Consider the following 15,383-nt stretch of genomic DNA (forward strand, 5'->3'; position numbering starts at 1 on the left):
GTTCAGGACGGCAGCAGGCTGCCCCGCCGCGACAGCAGGAACCTCTTGAACGCCGCCACCGGCGGGGTGTCCGTGCGGCCCGCCAGCCAGGCCACGCCGATCTCGCGGGCGGCGCGCGGGGCCGTGACCGTCAGTTCCGCCACGCCGGGCCGGGGCACGGCGGGCGGCGGCAGCAGGGCGACGCCGAGCCCGGCGGCGACCAGGCCGCGCAGCGTCTCCGCCTCCTCCCCCTCGAAGGCCACCTTGGGCCGGAAACCGGCCTCCCGGCACAGGGTGTCGGTGATGCGGCGCAGTCCGTAGCCGGGCTCCAGGGTCACGAAGTTCTCGTCGGCGGCCTCGGCGAGGCGGATCCGCCTGCGGCCGGCCAGGGCGTGGTCGGCCGGGACGACCAGGCGCAGCTTCTGCTCGTCGAGGCGGCGGGCGACCAGGTCGGGCGCGTCGGGCACCGGGGAGGTCAGGCACAGGTCCAGCTCTCCCGCGCGCAGCCGCTCCAGCATGGCCTCGCCGTAGTTCTGCACGAGGCTGAAGCGGACCCGGGGGTGGTCGGCGCGGAAGGCGTGCAGCAGGCCGGGGACGGTCTCGGCGCCCATGGTGTGCAGGAAGCCGAAGGCGACCTTGCCGGTGGCCGGGTCGGCGTCCGCGCGGACCTCGTCGGCGGCGCGCTCGACCTCGGCCAGGGCGCGTTCCACGGAGCCGAGGAAGGTGCGCCCGGCGACGGTCAGCGCCAGGGTGCGGCCGCGGCGCACGAACAGGTCGACGCCGAGGTCCTCCTCCAGCCGGACGAGGGCGCGCGAGAGGGTCGACTGGGGGACGTTCATCTCCTGGGCGGCCCGGGTGACGTGCTCGGTGCGGGCCACACCGGCGAAGTGTGCGAGGCGCGGCGCGAGCAGCGCGACGATGTCTTCCGTGTCACCGGACGGTGACAGGCGGGGCCGTGAGCTTGACTGATGCACCATGGGAACGATTATGGCCATTCCATGCATTGGACGGATGAGTAAGGGGCTTCGTACCGTCGTGGCATGACTCCCGCCGATACCGGGGCGTCCACCGTCGTGGACGCCGCTTCCGCCGCCTCCGCCGTGTCCGACACCCCCGACTCGCGCATGACCCCGGGCGGTCCCGGCTACCGCCGGATGAGCTTCGCGCTGTTCCTGGCGGGCGTCGCCACCTTCGCACTCCTCTACTCCACCCAGGCCCTGCTGCCGCTGATCTCCGGCGACCTGGGCGTCACGGCGAGCGACGCCAGCTGGACGGTGGCCGCCGCCACCGGTGGCCTCGCGGTGTTCGTACTGCCGATGAGCGCGCTGTCGGAGCGGTTCGGACGGCGCACGGTCATGACGGCCTCGCTGGCGGTCGCGGTGACCGTCGGGCTCCTGGTGCCCTTCGCGCCCTCGCTGCCCGCGCTGGTGGCGCTGCGGGCGGTGCAGGGCGCGGCGCTGGCCGGGCTGCCGGCCTCGGCGACGGCGTACCTCGCGGAGGAGGTCCGGCCGCGGGCGCTGGTCACCGCGATCGGCCTGTTCGTCGCGGGCAACAGCGTCGGCGGGATGAGCGGCCGGGTCATCACCGGCTGGGTCGCCCAGGAGTGGGGCTGGCGGGTCGCGGTCGGGGCCATCGGCCTGGTCGCGGTGGCCTGCGCGGTGGCCTTCCGGCTGCTGCTGCCGGCGCCGAGGCACTTCACGCCGGGCTCGCTGCGCCCCCGGGTCCTGGTCCGCACGGTCCGCGACCACCTGGCCAATCCGCTGCTGCGCCGCCTGTACGCGATCGGCGCGCTGTTCATGACGGTGTTCGGCGGCGTCTACACGGTGATCGGCTACCGGCTGACCGAGGCGCCGTTCTCGCTGCCGCAGGGTCTGATCGGCTCGATCTTCCTGGTCTACCTGGTGGGCACGGTCTCGGCCTCGACGGCGGGCCGTCTGGTGGGCCGCCTGGGCCGCCGCGGGGCGCTCTACCTGGGCGCGGGGACGACGGCGGCGGGCCTGCTGCTGTCCCTGGCGCCGTCGCTGCCGCTGGTCCTGCTCGGCCTGGTGCTGATCACGGCGGGCTTCTTCGCCGGGCACGCGGTGGCCTCCTCGGCGGTCGGCAAGACCGCCCAGCACGGCCGCGCCCAGGCCTCGGCGCTCTACCAGTCCGCCTACTACGTGGGCTCCAGCGCGGGCAGCACGGTCGGCGCGGTGGCCTTCCACTCCGGCGGCTGGGCCGGGACGGTCGGGGTGGGGGTGCTGGCGGTGCTGGGCGTCGTGGTGATCACGGTCTCCGGATCACTGGCGGCCCGTCGGCAGGTCGGCGACGCGCCGGTCAAGGCGCTGAGTGTGTCCCGCTGAGGTTTCCCAGCCCTCGTTGACCTGCGCGTTCATTGACTGCACAGGCCATTGTCAGTCCCCTGCGGTAGCTTCCGAAGTGCGAGGCGCGAAGACGCGCACGACGGGACGCCACAGGGGTGGGTGGACGATGACCAACGGCACCGTGACGACGGAGCTGGACTCCGCGCTGGAGAAGCACCGGCCCGAGCTGACGGGGTACTGCTACCGGATGCTCGGTTCCTCCTTCGAGGCCGAGGACGCGGTGCAGGACACACTGGTCCGCGCCTGGCGGAGCTACGACAAGTTCGAGGGCCGCTCCAGCCTGCGCTCGTGGCTGTACCGGATCGCGACCAACGTCTGCCTGGACATGCTGACCGCGGGCAACAAGCGGGCGCGTCCGATGGACCTGACGGAGGCGACCCCGCTCGCCCAGGCCGCCCTGTCCCCCCGCCCGGACCACACCTGGCTGGAGCCGATGCCCGACGCCCGGGTGCTGCCGCAGACCGCCGACCCGGCCGAGGCGGCGGTCGCCAAGGAGTCCGTGCGGCTCGCCTTCATGGCCGCCCTGCAGCAGCTGCCGCCCAAGCAGCGTGCGGTGCTGATCCTGCGCGAGGTGCTGGCGTGGAAGGCGAGCGAGGTCGCCGAGCTGCTGGGCACCTCGGTCGCCTCGGTCAACAGCGCGCTGCAGCGCGCCCGCGCGACGCTCGCCGAGCGGGCGGACCGGGGGGCCGACGCGGCGGTCTCCGACCCGCTGGACGAGGAGCAGCAGAAGCTCCTGGAGCGCTATGTCGCCGCCTTCGAGGGGTACGACATGACGGCGCTGACCGCGCTGTTGCACGAGGACGCGGTGATGACGATGCCGCCGTTCGACCTGTGGCTGGCCGGTCCGGCGGACATCACGGGTTTCATGACCACGCTCGGCGCCGCGTGCGCCGGTTCCCGGCTGCTGCCGGTCCAGGCCAACGGGCTGCCGGCCTTCGCGCACTACAAGCCGGACCCGGAGGCGGGCGGCTTCGCGCCGTGGGCGGTCCAGGTGCTGGAGATCTCAGACGGCCGCATCACCGGGTTCCACTGCTTCCTCGACACCAAGCGGTGGTTCCCGCTGTTCGACCTGCCGCTCCGTCTCGAAGCGGAGGCCGACGAGGTCCAGTAGGGCGTGCAGGGCCGGATCGGGGTCGCGCAGTCTGATCCGGCCCCCGGCCCGCCGGGCGGTGAGTTCCAGCCGGGCCAGCAGGTCGACGACGCCGAGCCCGGGCGGTCCGAGACCGCCGACGTCGCAGACGACCACCCCGGCCCGGGTGGTTTCCAGCAGCGCGCGCACCTCGTCGCAGAACCGGGGCGTCTCCCCTCGGGAGACGGGCCCCGGCAGCACGAGTACGGCGGGTGTCACGGCGTCCACGTGCGGTAGACCCGGCGGGCCGGCGGAACTCATCGGTGCCGGGGCCGTCGGGGATCACATTGACCTGCGCGTGCCCTCCAGCAGAGGGTTCGCTGTATGCCCCACATACCCGGTCCCGTATCCGCCGCGCCGCCCGGCACCCGCCGCTCCGTGCGTGAGGGGGCGCCGTGCAGGGGGTGCTGACCGGGTTCGCGGTCATCGCGGTGGTGATCGGGGTCGGCTATCTGCTCGGCCTGCGTGGCCACCTCGGTCCCCAGGGCCGCGAGGTGCTGACCAAGCTGGCCTTCCACGTGGCCTCCCCGGCCCTGCTGTTCACCACCCTCGCGACGGCCGATCTGTCGGTGGTCTTCTCCGCCCGGCTGCTGGTGACGGCGCTGTCCACGGTGGCGGTGGCCGGCGCGTTCGTCGCGGTGGGCGTCGCACGGGGCTGGGGCGTGGGCCGTACGACGATCGGCGCGCTCTGCTCCGGCTACGTCAACTCCGGCAACCTCGGCATCCCGATCGCCGTGTACGTCCTGGGCGACGCCTCGCTGGTGGCGCCGGTGCTGCTGTTCCAGCTGGTGCTGGTGACGCCGGTGGCGGTGACGATCCTGGACCTGTCGCGCGGGGGCGCGCAGGGCTCCCTGTGGCGGCGGCTGCTGACGCCGCTGCGCAATCCGATCGCGCTGGGTTCGCTCGCCGGGGTCGCGGTGGCCGCGAGCGGCTTCGAGGTGCCGGACGCGGTCATGGACCCGGTGACGTTGATCGGCAACATGTCGGTCCCGGCGGTGCTGCTGGCCTTCGGCATCGGCCTGTGCGGCTCCACGATGCCGCTGCGGGGCGCGGAGCGGCGGCCGGTGCTGCTCGCGGTCGCGCTGAAGGCGGTGGGCCAGCCCGCGGTGGCCTGGGCGCTGGCGTCGGGAGTCTTCGGCCTGCGGGGCCCCCAACTCCTCGACGTGGTGGTGACGTCGGCCCTCCCGGCCGCGCAGAACCTGTACACGTACGCGTCGACCTACGGGGTGGGCGAGCGCCTGGCCCGCGACGCGATCCTGGTCTCGACGGTGGTGTCGGTGCCGGTGCTGGTGGGGGTGGCAGCGGTTCTCGGGTGAGTCAGGCCTCGGGAAACTCGCCGGTGTCGATGGTCAGGTCGAAGGGTGCGGGGAGCTTGAGGGGGTCGCCGAACTTCGCGGCGCTCAGCACCCGGTAGACATCACCCTTCGGTTCGCCGTACAGCGTCGCGGTGGGGCCGCCGGGTGCCCAGCGGTCGACGAGGAGGTAGAGGGGGATCCCCGCGGTGGCGTAGGCGGCGGGCTTGCTGATGCGGTCGTGCCGGGCGTTGGACTTGGAGGTGACCTCGACGACGAGTTCCGCGAGGGCGGCGGGGATGTGGGTGTCGGACTCCGTGTGGTCCGGCAACTGCGTCACCACGAGATCCGGGATGAGCATCCCGAGGCGAGACGGCACCGAGAGCGCGAGGGTCTGATAGATCCCCCACCGGTCAGGGATCACCGCGTACAGACGGCGCTGAATGCGGTCGGTGATGTCATTGTGAGGCAGTCCCGGAGCTGGTGACACGGTGATGATCCCCTCGATGATCTCCACCTTGCTGCCCTCGGGCCAATCCATCTCCTCCCAGAACCGGACGAGGTCGTCCCAGTTCTGTTCGGGCTCCTGGCTCACGGTGAGTGCCCTCATGGCGGTTCTCCTATCGGTGCGTCACCGATCCCAGCATGCCGAACGGGACCGGCACTGGTCTACCGATCCCGTTCACCCGAAAGATGAAACCCCAGGTCAGGCGACGCGTTCCCGCACCACCGGCGAGGCGGTGAAGGCCGTGCCCGCCGGGGCGACGTCGTACGCGCCCTCCACCGCCGCGAGGGCGTACTCGAAGCGGTCCGGGGTGTCCGTGTGGAGGGTGAGGAGGGGCTGGCCCGCGGTGACCGGGTCGCCGGGCTTGGCGTGGAGTTCGACGCCCGCGGCGGCCTGCACCGGGTCCTCCTTGCGGGCGCGGCCCGCGCCCAGGCGCCAGGCGGCGACGCCGATGTCGTAGGCGTCCAGGCGGGTCAGGACGCCGGAGGCGCCCGCCTTCACCACGTGCTGTTCCTTCGACGTGGGCAGCGGCGCGTCCGGGTCGCCGCCCTGGGCCGCGATCATGCGGCGCCAGACGTCCATCGCGGAGCCGTCGGCCAGCGCCTTCGCCGGGTCGGCGTCCTTCAGGCCCGCCGCGTCCAGCATCTCCCGGGCCAGGGCCAGCGTCAGCTCGACCACGTCGGCCGGGCCGCCGCCCGCCAGGACCTCGACCGACTCGCGGACCTCCAGGGCGTTGCCCGCGGTGAGGCCGAGGGGGGTGGCCATGTCGGTGAGGAGCGCGACCGTCTGCACGCCGTGGTCGGTGCCGAGGCCGACCATGGTGGAGGCCAGTTCGCGGGCGTCCTCGATGGTCTTCATGAAGGCGCCGGAGCCGACCTTTACGTCCAGGACCAGCGAGCCGGTGCCCTCCGCGATCTTCTTCGACATGATGGAGGAGGCGATCAGCGGGATCGCCTCGACCGTGCCGGTGACGTCGCGCAGCGCGTACAGCTTCTTGTCGGCGGGCGCGAGACCGTCACCGGCCGCGCAGATCACCGCGCCCGTGGTGTCCAGGACGTCCAGCATCTCCTCGTTGGAGAGCAGGGCGCGCCAGCCGGGGATCGACTCCAGCTTGTCCAGGGTGCCGCCGGTGTGGCCGAGGCCGCGGCCGGAGAGCTGCGGGACGGCCGCGCCGCACGCCGCCACGAGGGGTGCGAGGGGCAGCGTGATCTTGTCGCCGACGCCGCCCGTGGAGTGCTTGTCGGCGGTCGGGCGGGACAGGGACGAGAAGTCCATGCGCTCGCCCGAGGCGATCATCGCGGCCGTCCAGCGGGCGATCTCGCCGCGGTTCATGCCGTTGAGCAGGATCGCCATCGCGAGCGAGGACATCTGCTCGTCGGCCACCTCGCCGCGGGTGTAGGCGTCGATGACCCAGTCGATCTGCTCGCCGCTGAGTTCGCCGCGGTCCCGCTTGGTGCGGATGACGGAGATGACGTCCATGGCCATGTCTGGCTCTTCCTAACGGGATTACGGGAGTTACTACTTGGTGAGGTGCTCGGGACCGAAGGCCTGCGGGAGCATCCGGGACAGCGGGAGGATCCCCTCCGGCGTGTCGAGCAGGAGTTCCGGACCGCCGAACTCGTACAGCAGCTGCCGGCAGCGGCCGCAGGGGACGAGTACCTCGCCCTCGCCGTCGACGCAGGCGAAGTGCGTCAGCCGGCCCCCGCCGGTCAGCTGCAGCTGGGAGACCAGACCGCACTCGGCGCACAGGCCGATGCCGTAGCTGGCGTTCTCCACGTTGCAGCCGGTGACGGTGCGGCCGTCGTCGACCAGGGCGGCGGCGCCCACGGCGTACCCGGAGTAGGGGGCGTAGGCCCGGGCCATCGCCTCCCGGGCCGCCGAGCGCAGCGCGCCCCAGTCGACGTCCGTCATTTGCCCTGTCCCTTCCGGTACTGCATGCCGTCCGCCTTGGGCATCCGCAGCCGTTGCGCGGACAGCGCGAGGACGACCAGGGTGACGACGTACGGCGTGGCGGAGACGACCTGGTTGGGGACCTCGTTGGTGCCGGCGTACCAGGCGAAGACGAGGGCGCCGACGACGAAGGTGATCGCGGCCTTGACGTACTTCTTGCGGATCGCCAGCCAGATGGCGCCGGCGACCAGCAGCAGCGCGCCGAGCAGCAGCAGCGCGTGCACGTTGGCGGAGCCGCCGCGCAGGTTGAGGCTGTCGGTGTAGCCGAACAGGCCGGCGCCGATAGCGAGGCCGCCCGGCATCCAGTTGCCGAAGATCATCGCGGCGAGGCCGATGTAGCCGCGGCCGCTGGTCTGGCCCTCCAGGTAGAAGGGGTTGGCCACGATGGAGAGGAAGACACCGCCGAGGCCGGCCAGCCCGCCGGAGATGATCACGGCCAGGTACTTGTACTTGTAGACGTTGACGCCGAGGGACTCGGCGGCGACCGGGTTCTCGCCGCAGGAGCGCAGCCGCAGGCCGAACGGCGTGCGCCACAGGATCCACCAGGTGGCGGGGATCAGCGCGACCGCGATCAGGGTGAGCCAGGAGACGTCGGTGACCAGGCCGCCCAGCAGGCCCGCGATGTCCGAGACGAAGAACCAGTGCTGGTCGTTGAGGCTGTCCAGCCAGCCGGACAGGCCCGGGATCGAGAAGTGGCCGAGGGAGTCGACCGGCGGGGACTGCTTGGCCGAGCCGCCCTGGTGGCCCTCGAAGGCGAGCGGGGCGAGGTAGCGGGTGGCGCCGAGGGCGAGGATGTTGATGGCCACACCGGAGACGATGTGGTTGACGTTGAAGGTGATCGTCACGATGGCGTGCAGCAGGCCGCCGAGGCAGCCGCCGACGATGCCGACGAGCACGCCGGTCCACGGGCCCCACTGGAAGCCGGCCCAGGCACCGAACCAGGTGCCGAGGATCATCATGCCTTCGAGGCCGATGTTGACGACGCCCGCGCGCTCGGCCCACAGTCCGCCGAGACCGGCGAGGCCGATCGGCACGGCGAGCTGGAGCGCGGTGGACATCTGGCTGACGTTGGTGATGCCGTTGGCGCCGGTGATCAGGCGGACGATCGAGGTCAGCGCCAGGGCTCCGGCGATGACCAGGAGCAGCACGGGCCACGACATGCGGCGGCCGGCCGGTGGTGCGTGCTCCAGCGACGGCTGGTTGACGTCGGTCGCTGTGGTCGGAGCGGTCATCGGCCGGCCACCTCCTTCTTCGAGTTGTCGGTGGCGCCGAGGACGTGTCCGGCGGCCAGCTCCGCGCCCACCCGGCGCTGCTGGCGGCGCAGGCCCCACTCACGGACGGCCTCGTAGGAGACGACGACGGAGAGGACGATCAGGCCCTGCATGATGACCGCGATCTCCTTGTCGTACCCGTGGAAGTCCAGCTCGGGGCTGGCCTTGTCGAGCCAGGCCCACAGCAGGGCGGCGAAGGCGATGCCGACCGGGCTGTTGCGGCCGAGCAGGGCGATGCCGATGCCGAGGAAGCCGATGCCGGTGGGGAAGTTGAGGCTGTAGGTGTGGGTGTCGCCGAGCAGGATCGGCAGGCCCGCGAGGCCGGCGAGGCCGCCGGAGAGGAGCATCGCGGTGAGCACCATGCGCTTGGGGTCCACGCCGCTGGCCGCGGCGGCGGACTCGGAGGCGCCGGAGGCCCGCAGGTCGAAGCCGAAGCGGGTGCGGTTGAGGACCAGCCAGTAGCCGATGCCGAGGAGGACGGCGAGGATGACCAGGCCGTAGATCTCGCCGGCCGCGCCCATGTCGATGCCGGGGATCCAGCCGGACTCGTGCATCTCGCCGGTGGTGTTGTTGTTGCCGATCTTGACGCCGAAGACGTCGGGCAGCCACAGGTAGCCGATGACGGCGGTGGCGATGGAGTTGAGCATGATCGTCGCGACCACCTCGCTGACGCCCCGGGTGATCTTCAGGACACCGGCGATGCCGGACCAGAAGGCGCCGGTGAGGACGGCGGTCAGCAGCAGCAGCGGGACCTGGAGGCCGGCCGGCAGGTTGGCGTGGGCGCCGACGATCGCGGCCATCATGGCGGCGAGCTGGTACTGGCCGTCGACGCCGATGTTGAAGAGGTTCATCCGGAAGCCGATGGCCACCGCGAGGGCCGCGATGTAGTACATCGACGCCTGGTTGATGATCAGGACCTGGATGTCGGAGAACCCGGCCTGCTCGAACATGAGGGCGAACGGTTCGACCGGGTTCTTGCCCGAGGCGATCAGGACGATCGCGCTGAGCACGAAGGCCACGGCGAGCGCGATGACCGGTCCGGCCACCGCGAGGAGCACGCGCTCCTTGTCGAACTTCTTCATCAGCGGGCCTCGTCTTCCGGAGACTCGGGGGACTCAGGGGCCTCGGGGGACTTGAGCGACTTCGGCGGCTGGGACGGCTCGGACGGCTTGGACGCCTGGGACGCCTTGGGGGTCTCCTCGTCCTCCAGGTGTCCGGAGGCCGCGCCGGTCATCGCCGAGCCGAGCGCCTCCGGGGTGATGGTGGCGGGGTCGGCGTCCGCGACCAGCTTGCCGTCGTAGATCACCCGGAGGGTGTCGGACAGGCCGATCAGCTCGTCCAGGTCGGCGGAGATCAGCAGCACGGCCAGGCCCTCGCGGCGGGCCTCGCGGATGTGGTCCCAGATCGCGGCCTGCGCGCCGACGTCCACGCCCCGGGTGGGGTGGGCGGCGATCAGGAAGCGCGGCTTGTGGCTCATCTCGCGGCCGACGATCAGCTTCTGCTGGTTGCCGCCGGACAGCGAGGCCGCGGTGACGTCGATGCCGGGGGTGCGGACGTCGTAGGTCTCGACGATGCGGCGGGTGTCCTGCTGGGCGTTCTTGAGGTCCAGCCAGACGCCCTTGCTGTTGGGCTTCTCGGTGACGTGGCCGAGGATGCGGTTCTCCCAGAGGGGGGCCTCCAGGAGCAGTCCGTGGCGGTGGCGGTCCTCGGGGATGTAGCCGACGCCCTGCTCGCGGCGCTTGCGGGTGGGCAGCGCGGTGATGTCCTGGTCGAGGAAGCGGATGGTGCCGGAGTCGGCGTGCCGCAGGCCGATGAGCGCGTCGACCAGTTCGGTCTGGCCGTTGCCCTCGACACCGGCGATGCCCAGCACCTCACCGGCGTGGATGGTGAAGGAGATGTCGTCCAGCAGGGCCTTGCCGCCGGGCGCCGCCAGGCGCAGCGTGTCGACGGTGAGGACCGCGCGGTCGGTGACCGTGGACTCGGCGGTCTCGGGGGTGGGCAGCTCGCTGCCGACCATCAGCTCGGCGAGCTGGCGGGGCGTGGTCTCGGCGGGGACGGCGGTGCCGACCGTGGTGCCGCGGCGGATGACGGTGATCTCGTCGGCGACCGAGAGGACCTCGCCCAGCTTGTGGGAGATGAAGATGACCGACAGGCCCTCGGCCTTCAGCTCGCGCAGGTTGTCGAAGAGGGCGTCCACCTCCTGCGGCACCAGGACGGCCGTGGGCTCGTCCAGGATCAGCGTGCGGGCGCCGCGGTAGAGGACCTTGAGGATCTCCACGCGCTGGCGGGCGGCGACGCCCAGCTCCTCGACGAGGACGTCGGGGCGCACGCCCAGACCGTACCGCTCGGAGATCTCCTTGATCTTCCGGCGGGCCCTGGCGCCGATGCCGTGCAGCTTCTCGCTGCCGAGGACCACGTTCTCCAGGACCGTGAGGTTGTCGGCGAGCATGAAGTGCTGGTGGACCATGCCGATGCCGCGCACGATGGCGTCGGCGGGCGAGGAGAAGGAGACCTGCTCGCCGTCGACCGCGATGGTGCCCTCGTCCGGCTTCTGCATGCCGTAGAGGATCTTCATCAGCGTCGACTTGCCGGCGCCGTTCTCACCGACGAGGGCGTGGACGGTGCCCTTGCGGACGGTGAGGTGGATGTCGTGGTTGGCCACGACACCGGGGAAACGCTTGGTGATCCCGGCGAGTTCGACGGCGGTCACCGGTTCGTTGACCGCCGCTTTCGCCGGAGGGCTGCTGGACGCGTCGATGGCGCACTCTCCTGGGGACGGGGGCCGTCTACGCGCGTAGCGCCCCTACGGCATCTAAAAGCGGCGGCGGCACATCGACGCGACGGGGTACGGGGAGGGCGACTTCGAGGACGCTCCCCCGTACCCCGCCGCGCGGCGCGACCGGCGCGGTTACACGCTGTTCGAGGTGTTGCAGGTGCTACTCAGCCGTTCAGCTGCTCTTGACCTTGATCTCGCCGCTGATGATCTTCTCCTTGGCCGTGTTGATGGCTGCCTGGAGGTCGGCGTCGTCCGCGAACTTCGGGTTGGAGTCCGAGAGACCGACCTCGCCGGACTTCAGATCGCCCCGAACGATACCGGTCTCCGGCTTGCCGTCCTCGACCGACTTCGCAAGGTTGTAGACCGCCTTGGCGACGTCCTTGGTGGCCGAGGTCAGGATGGAGTCCTTGTACTTCGCGAGGGCTTCCTGCTTGTACTGGTCGGAGTCGACACCGATCGCCCACACCTTGTTGGCGGCGGCGGCCTCGATCACGCCCTGGCCGGAGAGACCGGCCGCCGCGTACACGACGTCGGCCTTCTTCTCGATCTGGCCCTCGGCGGCGGTCTTGCCCTTGTCGGGGCTGGAGAAGCCGCCCTCCTCCGCGGTCTGCGTGAGGTACTGCGAGATGACCTTGATCTTCGGGTCGGTGTCCTTGACGCCCTGCTCGTAGCCGGCCTGGAACTTGTGGATCAGCGGGACGTCCACACCGCCCACGAAGCCGACCGTGTTGGTCTTGGTGCTCTTGGCGGCGGCGACACCGGCGAGGTAGGACGCCTCCTGCTCGTTGAAGACCAGGTCCGCGACGTTCTTCGCCTCGATCGTGGCGTCGTCGACGATGCCGAAGGTGGTGTCCGGGTACTTCTCCGCGACGTTCTTCATGGCGGAGGCGTAGGCGTAGCCGATGCCGACGACCGGGTTGTACCCCTGCTTCGCCAGCGAGGACAGCCGCTGCTCCTTGTCGGCGTCGGTCTCGCCGTCGGTGGGCTCGACGTCGGCCGTCTCGTAGCCGAACTCCTTCTTGGCCTGCTCCAGACCGGCGTACGCGGCGTCGTTGAAGGACTGGTCGCCCTTGCCGCCGACGTCGTAGGCGATGGCGAGCCCCTTGTCGCCCTTGGACTCCGAACCGGAGTCGGTCGAGGTACCACCGCAGGCGGCGAGGGCGAGGGCCAGGGAGGCGGTCGCTGCGCCTGCGACCGTGATCCGGGAAATCCGGCGCATGTCTGGTGCTCCTGTCGTACAAGCGCCGGGGACGGTTCGGCTGCGGCGCTGGCTTTCGCCGCAGATTAACGCGCGTAGACCTGCCTGAAAACCCCTTCTGTCCACCTTGTTATCCGCCCGTGAGCAAGGGGACGCGAATGGGGGTACGGGGCTTGCCGGACGCGAACGGGGGGTGGCGGAGGGTGACGCCCGGCGGCGGGGGCCGCGGCGTGCGGAAGCGGACGGGCACCCGGGGTGCCCGTCCGCTTCGCGGGGGTGTGTGCCGTACCGGCGGCTACTCCGTGGCGACCTTGATGGAGCCGTCGACGATGCCCGCCTTGGCCTTCTCCACGGCCTCCGTCGCGCCGGGGACCTCGGCGAACTTCGGGTTGCTGTCGGACAGGCCCACGCCGTCCGACTTCAGGTCGAAGGTGTGGGTGCCGGTCAGCGGCTTGCCGTCCTCGACGGACTTGGCCAGGGCGAAGACCGCGCCGTCGATGTCCTTGAGGGCGGAGGTGAGGATGGAGTCCTTGTAGGCCGCGAGGGCCTCCTGCTGGTACTGGTCGGAGTCGACGCCGATCGCCCAGATCTTCGCCTTCGCCGCGGCCTCGATCACGCCCTGCCCGGAGAGACCGGCCGCCGCGTAGACCACGTCGGCCTTCTTCTCGATCTGCCCCTCGGCGGCGGCCTTGCCCTTGTCGGGGCTGGAGAAGCCGCCCTCCTCCGCGGTCTGCGTCAGGTACTGCGAGACGACCTTGATCTTCGGGTCGGTGTCCTTGACGCCCTGCTCGTAGCCCGCCTGGAACTTGTGGATCAGCGGCACGTCCACACCGCCCACGAAGCCGACGGTCTTGGACTTGGTGGCCTTGGCCGCGACGACACCGGCCAGGTAGGAGGCCTCGTTCTCGGCGAAGACGAGGGAGGCGACGTTCTTGCCCTCGACCACGGAGTCCACGATGCCGAAGGTGGTGTCCGGGTACTTGGCGGCGACGGCCTTCATCGCCGGGCCGTAGGCGAAGCCGACGCCGATCACCGGGTTGTAGCCCTGCTTGGCCAGGGAGGTCAGGCGCTGTTCCTTGTCGGCGTCGGTCTCGCCGTCGGTGGGCTCGATGTCGGCGGTCTGGTAGCCGAACTCCTTCTTGGCCTGCTCCAGACCGGCGTACGCGGCGTCGTTGAAGGACTGGTCGCCCTTGCCGCCGACGTCGTAGGCGATGGCGAGGCCCTTGTCGTCACCGCCGTCGTCGCCGCTCTCGCCGCTGGTGCCGCCGCAGGCCGTGGCCGCGAGCGCGAGCGACGCGACCCCCACCGCGACGCGGGTCAGTCTCGATATCCGACGCATCTGAAGTTCCCCATTCTCCAAAGCCCCGCAGCGGGCGCTCGGTTCGGCGCACATTAACGCGCGTAGAAACTCCTGGGAACGGGGTTGCGCGGCGCCGTTATCCATTCGTGCCGCTGGCCGGTTACCGCCTTGTGAACGACCGTTTCGAAGGGGGACGTACCCGTGCATCGCCCCCCTGGGCCAGCTGCCGCGGCGCCTACTGCACCGCGTCGATCAGCGCCGCCGCGGTGAACATCTCCACGCCGACCGTGATGGCGTGCTCGTCCACGTCGAAGTCGCCCTGGTGGAGGTCGCGGACCGTGCGCTCGCCGGGCGGGCGGACGCCGAGGCGGGCCATGGCGCCGGGCACGTGCTCCAGGTACCAGGAGAAGTCCTCGCCGCCCAGGCTCTGCTCGGTGCCCTCGACGGCGTCGGTGCCGCGCCGGGCGACCATGGCGGCCTGGAGCAGTTCGGTGCTGGTGACCTCGTTGACGACCGGGGGCACCCCGCGGACGTAGGTGATCTCGGACTTGGCCCGGTACAGGTCGGCGATCTCGTCGATGGCGCCCATCACCAGGTCGGGCGCCTGCCGCCAGGCGTCCAGGTCGAGGCAGCGCACCGTCCCGGCGAGTTCGGCGTGCTGCGGGATGACGTTCGGGGCGTGGCCGGACTCGATCCGCCCCCAGGTCAGGGCGAGCCCGCTGCGGCTGTCCACGCGCCGGGCGACGAGCGGCGGCACGTCGGTGGCCACCCGGGCGGCGGCGGTGACCAGGTCGGTGGTGAGGTGCGGGCGGGCGGTGTGGCCGCCGGGGCCGTTCAGGGCGATCTCCAGGCGGTCGCAGGCGGAGGTGATGGGGCCGACCCGCAGCCCGATCTTCCCGGCGTCCACCCTCGGGTCGCAGTGCACGGCCAGGATGCGGCGCACCCCGTCGAGCGCGCCGCCCTCGATGGCGTCCGCGGCGCCGCCGGGCAGCACCTCCTCGGCGGGCTGGAAGACCAGCCGCACGGGCCGGGGCAGCAGTCCCTGCTCGTGCAGGGCGGCGAGGACGAGCCCGGTGCCGAGGACGACGGTGGTGTGCACGTCGTGCCCGCAGGCGTGGGCACGGTCGGGCACCTGGGAGCGGTAGGCGCACTCGCTCTTGGTGTCGGGGATGGGCAGGGCGTCGATGTCGGCCCGCAGGGCGAGCATGCGGGGCCCGCCGGACCACTGTCCGGAGTCGGTGCCGGTGCCGATGTCGCAGACGAGTCCGGTGCCGATGGGCAGGACGCGCGGCTTGAGGCCGGCCCGCTCCAGCCGTTCCTTGATCGCGGCGGTGGTGCGGAACTCCTGGTTGCCCAGCTCGGGGTGCATGTGGAGGTCGCGGCGGAAGGCCACCAGCTCCGCGCGCAGCGCGTCCGGCAAGGTGCCGGGCAGCGCGGATTCACCGGGAGTGTCGGCCTCGGACTCTGGGGACATCAACACGTTCACCCTCTGAAGGGTAGGACGCCGGGGTAGTCAACTGCCCCTCGATCAACAAAATTTCAGCCCGTTAGGGGAAGAAAGTTGGCCGCTCGGCGCATGGCTCTCAACGGGGGTGGGTACGCTCACCCGTTTCCGGCCTC

Annotated in this window: 14 protein-coding genes; 3 read left to right on the plus strand and 11 right to left on the minus strand. The window is 71.3% G+C overall.

What is annotated here, in order from left to right; all coding sequences use genetic code 11:
• Positions 1-2: 2 nt before the first annotated feature.
• Positions 3-956: a LysR family transcriptional regulator gene (locus tag K7854_RS07980; protein WP_226025670.1), complete on the minus strand. Its 954-nt coding sequence runs from the start codon at positions 954-956 to the stop codon at positions 3-5.
• 63 nt (positions 957-1,019) lie between these two features.
• On the opposite strand from K7854_RS07980, the gene K7854_RS07985 reads away from it, so the two are divergent.
• Together K7854_RS07985 and K7854_RS07990 are read left to right on the plus strand one after the other, a co-directional pair.
• A complete protein-coding gene (locus K7854_RS07985; RefSeq protein WP_226025671.1) occupies positions 1,020-2,321 on the plus strand; it encodes an MFS transporter in 1,302 nt (433 codons plus the stop codon).
• 127 nt (positions 2,322-2,448) lie between these two features.
• The gene (locus K7854_RS07990; protein WP_159324016.1) at positions 2,449-3,453 is read left to right on the plus strand and encodes a sigma-70 family RNA polymerase sigma factor; all 1,005 of its coding nucleotides are present in this window, start codon (positions 2,449-2,451) and stop codon (positions 3,451-3,453) included.
• Here K7854_RS07990 and K7854_RS07995 read toward each other — a convergent pair.
• Positions 3,346-3,732: an STAS domain-containing protein gene (locus K7854_RS07995; RefSeq protein ID WP_226025672.1), complete on the minus strand. Its 387-nt coding sequence runs from the start codon at positions 3,730-3,732 to the stop codon at positions 3,346-3,348. The genes K7854_RS07990 and K7854_RS07995 overlap by 108 nt on opposite strands.
• Positions 3,733-3,866: 134 nt before the next feature.
• On the opposite strand from K7854_RS07995, the gene K7854_RS08000 reads away from it, so the two are divergent.
• A complete protein-coding gene (locus K7854_RS08000; RefSeq protein ID WP_226025673.1) occupies positions 3,867-4,787 on the plus strand; it encodes an AEC family transporter in 921 nt (306 codons plus the stop codon).
• A gap of 1 nt (position 4,788) precedes the next feature.
• Here the strand turns inward: K7854_RS08000 and K7854_RS08005 are convergent, their stop codons facing one another.
• From K7854_RS08005 to K7854_RS08045, 9 genes are all read right to left on the minus strand, one after another.
• Entirely contained in the window at positions 4,789-5,373 is a 585-nt protein-coding gene (locus K7854_RS08005; RefSeq protein WP_226025674.1) for a Uma2 family endonuclease, read from the minus strand.
• 96 nt (positions 5,374-5,469) lie between these two features.
• On the minus strand, positions 5,470-6,747 hold the full coding sequence (locus K7854_RS08010) for a thymidine phosphorylase (RefSeq protein ID WP_226025771.1): 1,278 nt from the start codon (positions 6,745-6,747) through the stop codon (positions 5,470-5,472).
• 39 nt (positions 6,748-6,786) lie between these two features.
• Entirely contained in the window at positions 6,787-7,179 is a 393-nt protein-coding gene (locus tag K7854_RS08015) for a cytidine deaminase (RefSeq protein WP_226025675.1), read from the minus strand.
• Positions 7,176-8,450: an ABC transporter permease gene (locus K7854_RS08020; protein ID WP_226025676.1), complete on the minus strand. Its 1,275-nt coding sequence runs from the start codon at positions 8,448-8,450 to the stop codon at positions 7,176-7,178. The genes K7854_RS08015 and K7854_RS08020 overlap by 4 nt, the downstream gene beginning before the upstream one ends.
• Positions 8,447-9,571, minus strand: a complete 1,125-nt coding sequence (locus K7854_RS08025) for an ABC transporter permease (RefSeq protein WP_226025677.1) — start codon at positions 9,569-9,571, stop codon at positions 8,447-8,449. The genes K7854_RS08020 and K7854_RS08025 overlap by 4 nt, the downstream gene beginning before the upstream one ends.
• Complete coding sequence (locus K7854_RS08030) at positions 9,571-11,199, minus strand: ABC transporter ATP-binding protein (protein ID WP_226025678.1); 1,629 nt, start codon at positions 11,197-11,199, stop codon at positions 9,571-9,573. Before K7854_RS08030 ends, K7854_RS08025 begins: the two co-directional genes overlap by 1 nt.
• 238 nt (positions 11,200-11,437) lie before the next feature.
• On the minus strand, positions 11,438-12,484 hold the full coding sequence (locus tag K7854_RS08035; RefSeq protein ID WP_226025679.1) for a BMP family lipoprotein: 1,047 nt from the start codon (positions 12,482-12,484) through the stop codon (positions 11,438-11,440).
• A 274-nt stretch (positions 12,485-12,758) separates the two neighbouring features.
• The gene (locus K7854_RS08040) at positions 12,759-13,802 is read right to left on the minus strand and encodes a BMP family lipoprotein (RefSeq protein ID WP_226025680.1); all 1,044 of its coding nucleotides are present in this window, start codon (positions 13,800-13,802) and stop codon (positions 12,759-12,761) included.
• Between the two features lie 196 nt (positions 13,803-13,998).
• Positions 13,999-15,237: a M20 family metallopeptidase gene (locus tag K7854_RS08045; protein WP_226025681.1), complete on the minus strand. Its 1,239-nt coding sequence runs from the start codon at positions 15,235-15,237 to the stop codon at positions 13,999-14,001.
• Between the last annotated feature and the right edge of the window lie 146 nt (positions 15,238-15,383).

Source organism: Streptomyces hyderabadensis, assembly GCF_020404845.1.
Classification (GTDB): Bacteria; Actinomycetota; Actinomycetes; order Streptomycetales; family Streptomycetaceae; genus Streptomyces; species Streptomyces hyderabadensis.

Bases quoted from the DNA above. Each gene is read 5' to 3' on its own strand.
- K7854_RS08015 (WP_226025675.1), bottom strand. From the start codon at position 7,179: ATGACGGACGTCGACTGGGGCGCGCTGCGCTCGGCGGCCCGGGAGGCG.
- K7854_RS08045 (WP_226025681.1), bottom strand. From the start codon at position 15,237: ATGTCCCCAGAGTCCGAGGCCGACACTCCCGGTGAATCCGCGCTGCCC.
- K7854_RS08020 (WP_226025676.1), bottom strand. From the start codon at position 8,450: ATGACCGCTCCGACCACAGCGACCGACGTCAACCAGCCGTCGCTGGAG.
- K7854_RS08025 (WP_226025677.1), bottom strand. From the start codon at position 9,571: ATGAAGAAGTTCGACAAGGAGCGCGTGCTCCTCGCGGTGGCCGGACCG.
- K7854_RS08005 (WP_226025674.1), bottom strand. From the start codon at position 5,373: ATGAGGGCACTCACCGTGAGCCAGGAGCCCGAACAGAACTGGGACGAC.
- K7854_RS07985 (WP_226025671.1), top strand. From the start codon at position 1,020: ATGACTCCCGCCGATACCGGGGCGTCCACCGTCGTGGACGCCGCTTCC.
- K7854_RS08010 (WP_226025771.1), bottom strand. From the start codon at position 6,747: ATGGACGTCATCTCCGTCATCCGCACCAAGCGGGACCGCGGCGAACTC.
- K7854_RS07980 (WP_226025670.1), bottom strand. From the start codon at position 956: ATGGTGCATCAGTCAAGCTCACGGCCCCGCCTGTCACCGTCCGGTGAC.
- K7854_RS08040 (WP_226025680.1), bottom strand. From the start codon at position 13,802: ATGCGTCGGATATCGAGACTGACCCGCGTCGCGGTGGGGGTCGCGTCG.
- K7854_RS07995 (WP_226025672.1), bottom strand. From the start codon at position 3,732: ATGAGTTCCGCCGGCCCGCCGGGTCTACCGCACGTGGACGCCGTGACA.
- K7854_RS08035 (WP_226025679.1), bottom strand. From the start codon at position 12,484: ATGCGCCGGATTTCCCGGATCACGGTCGCAGGCGCAGCGACCGCCTCC.
- K7854_RS07990 (WP_159324016.1), top strand. From the start codon at position 2,449: ATGACCAACGGCACCGTGACGACGGAGCTGGACTCCGCGCTGGAGAAG.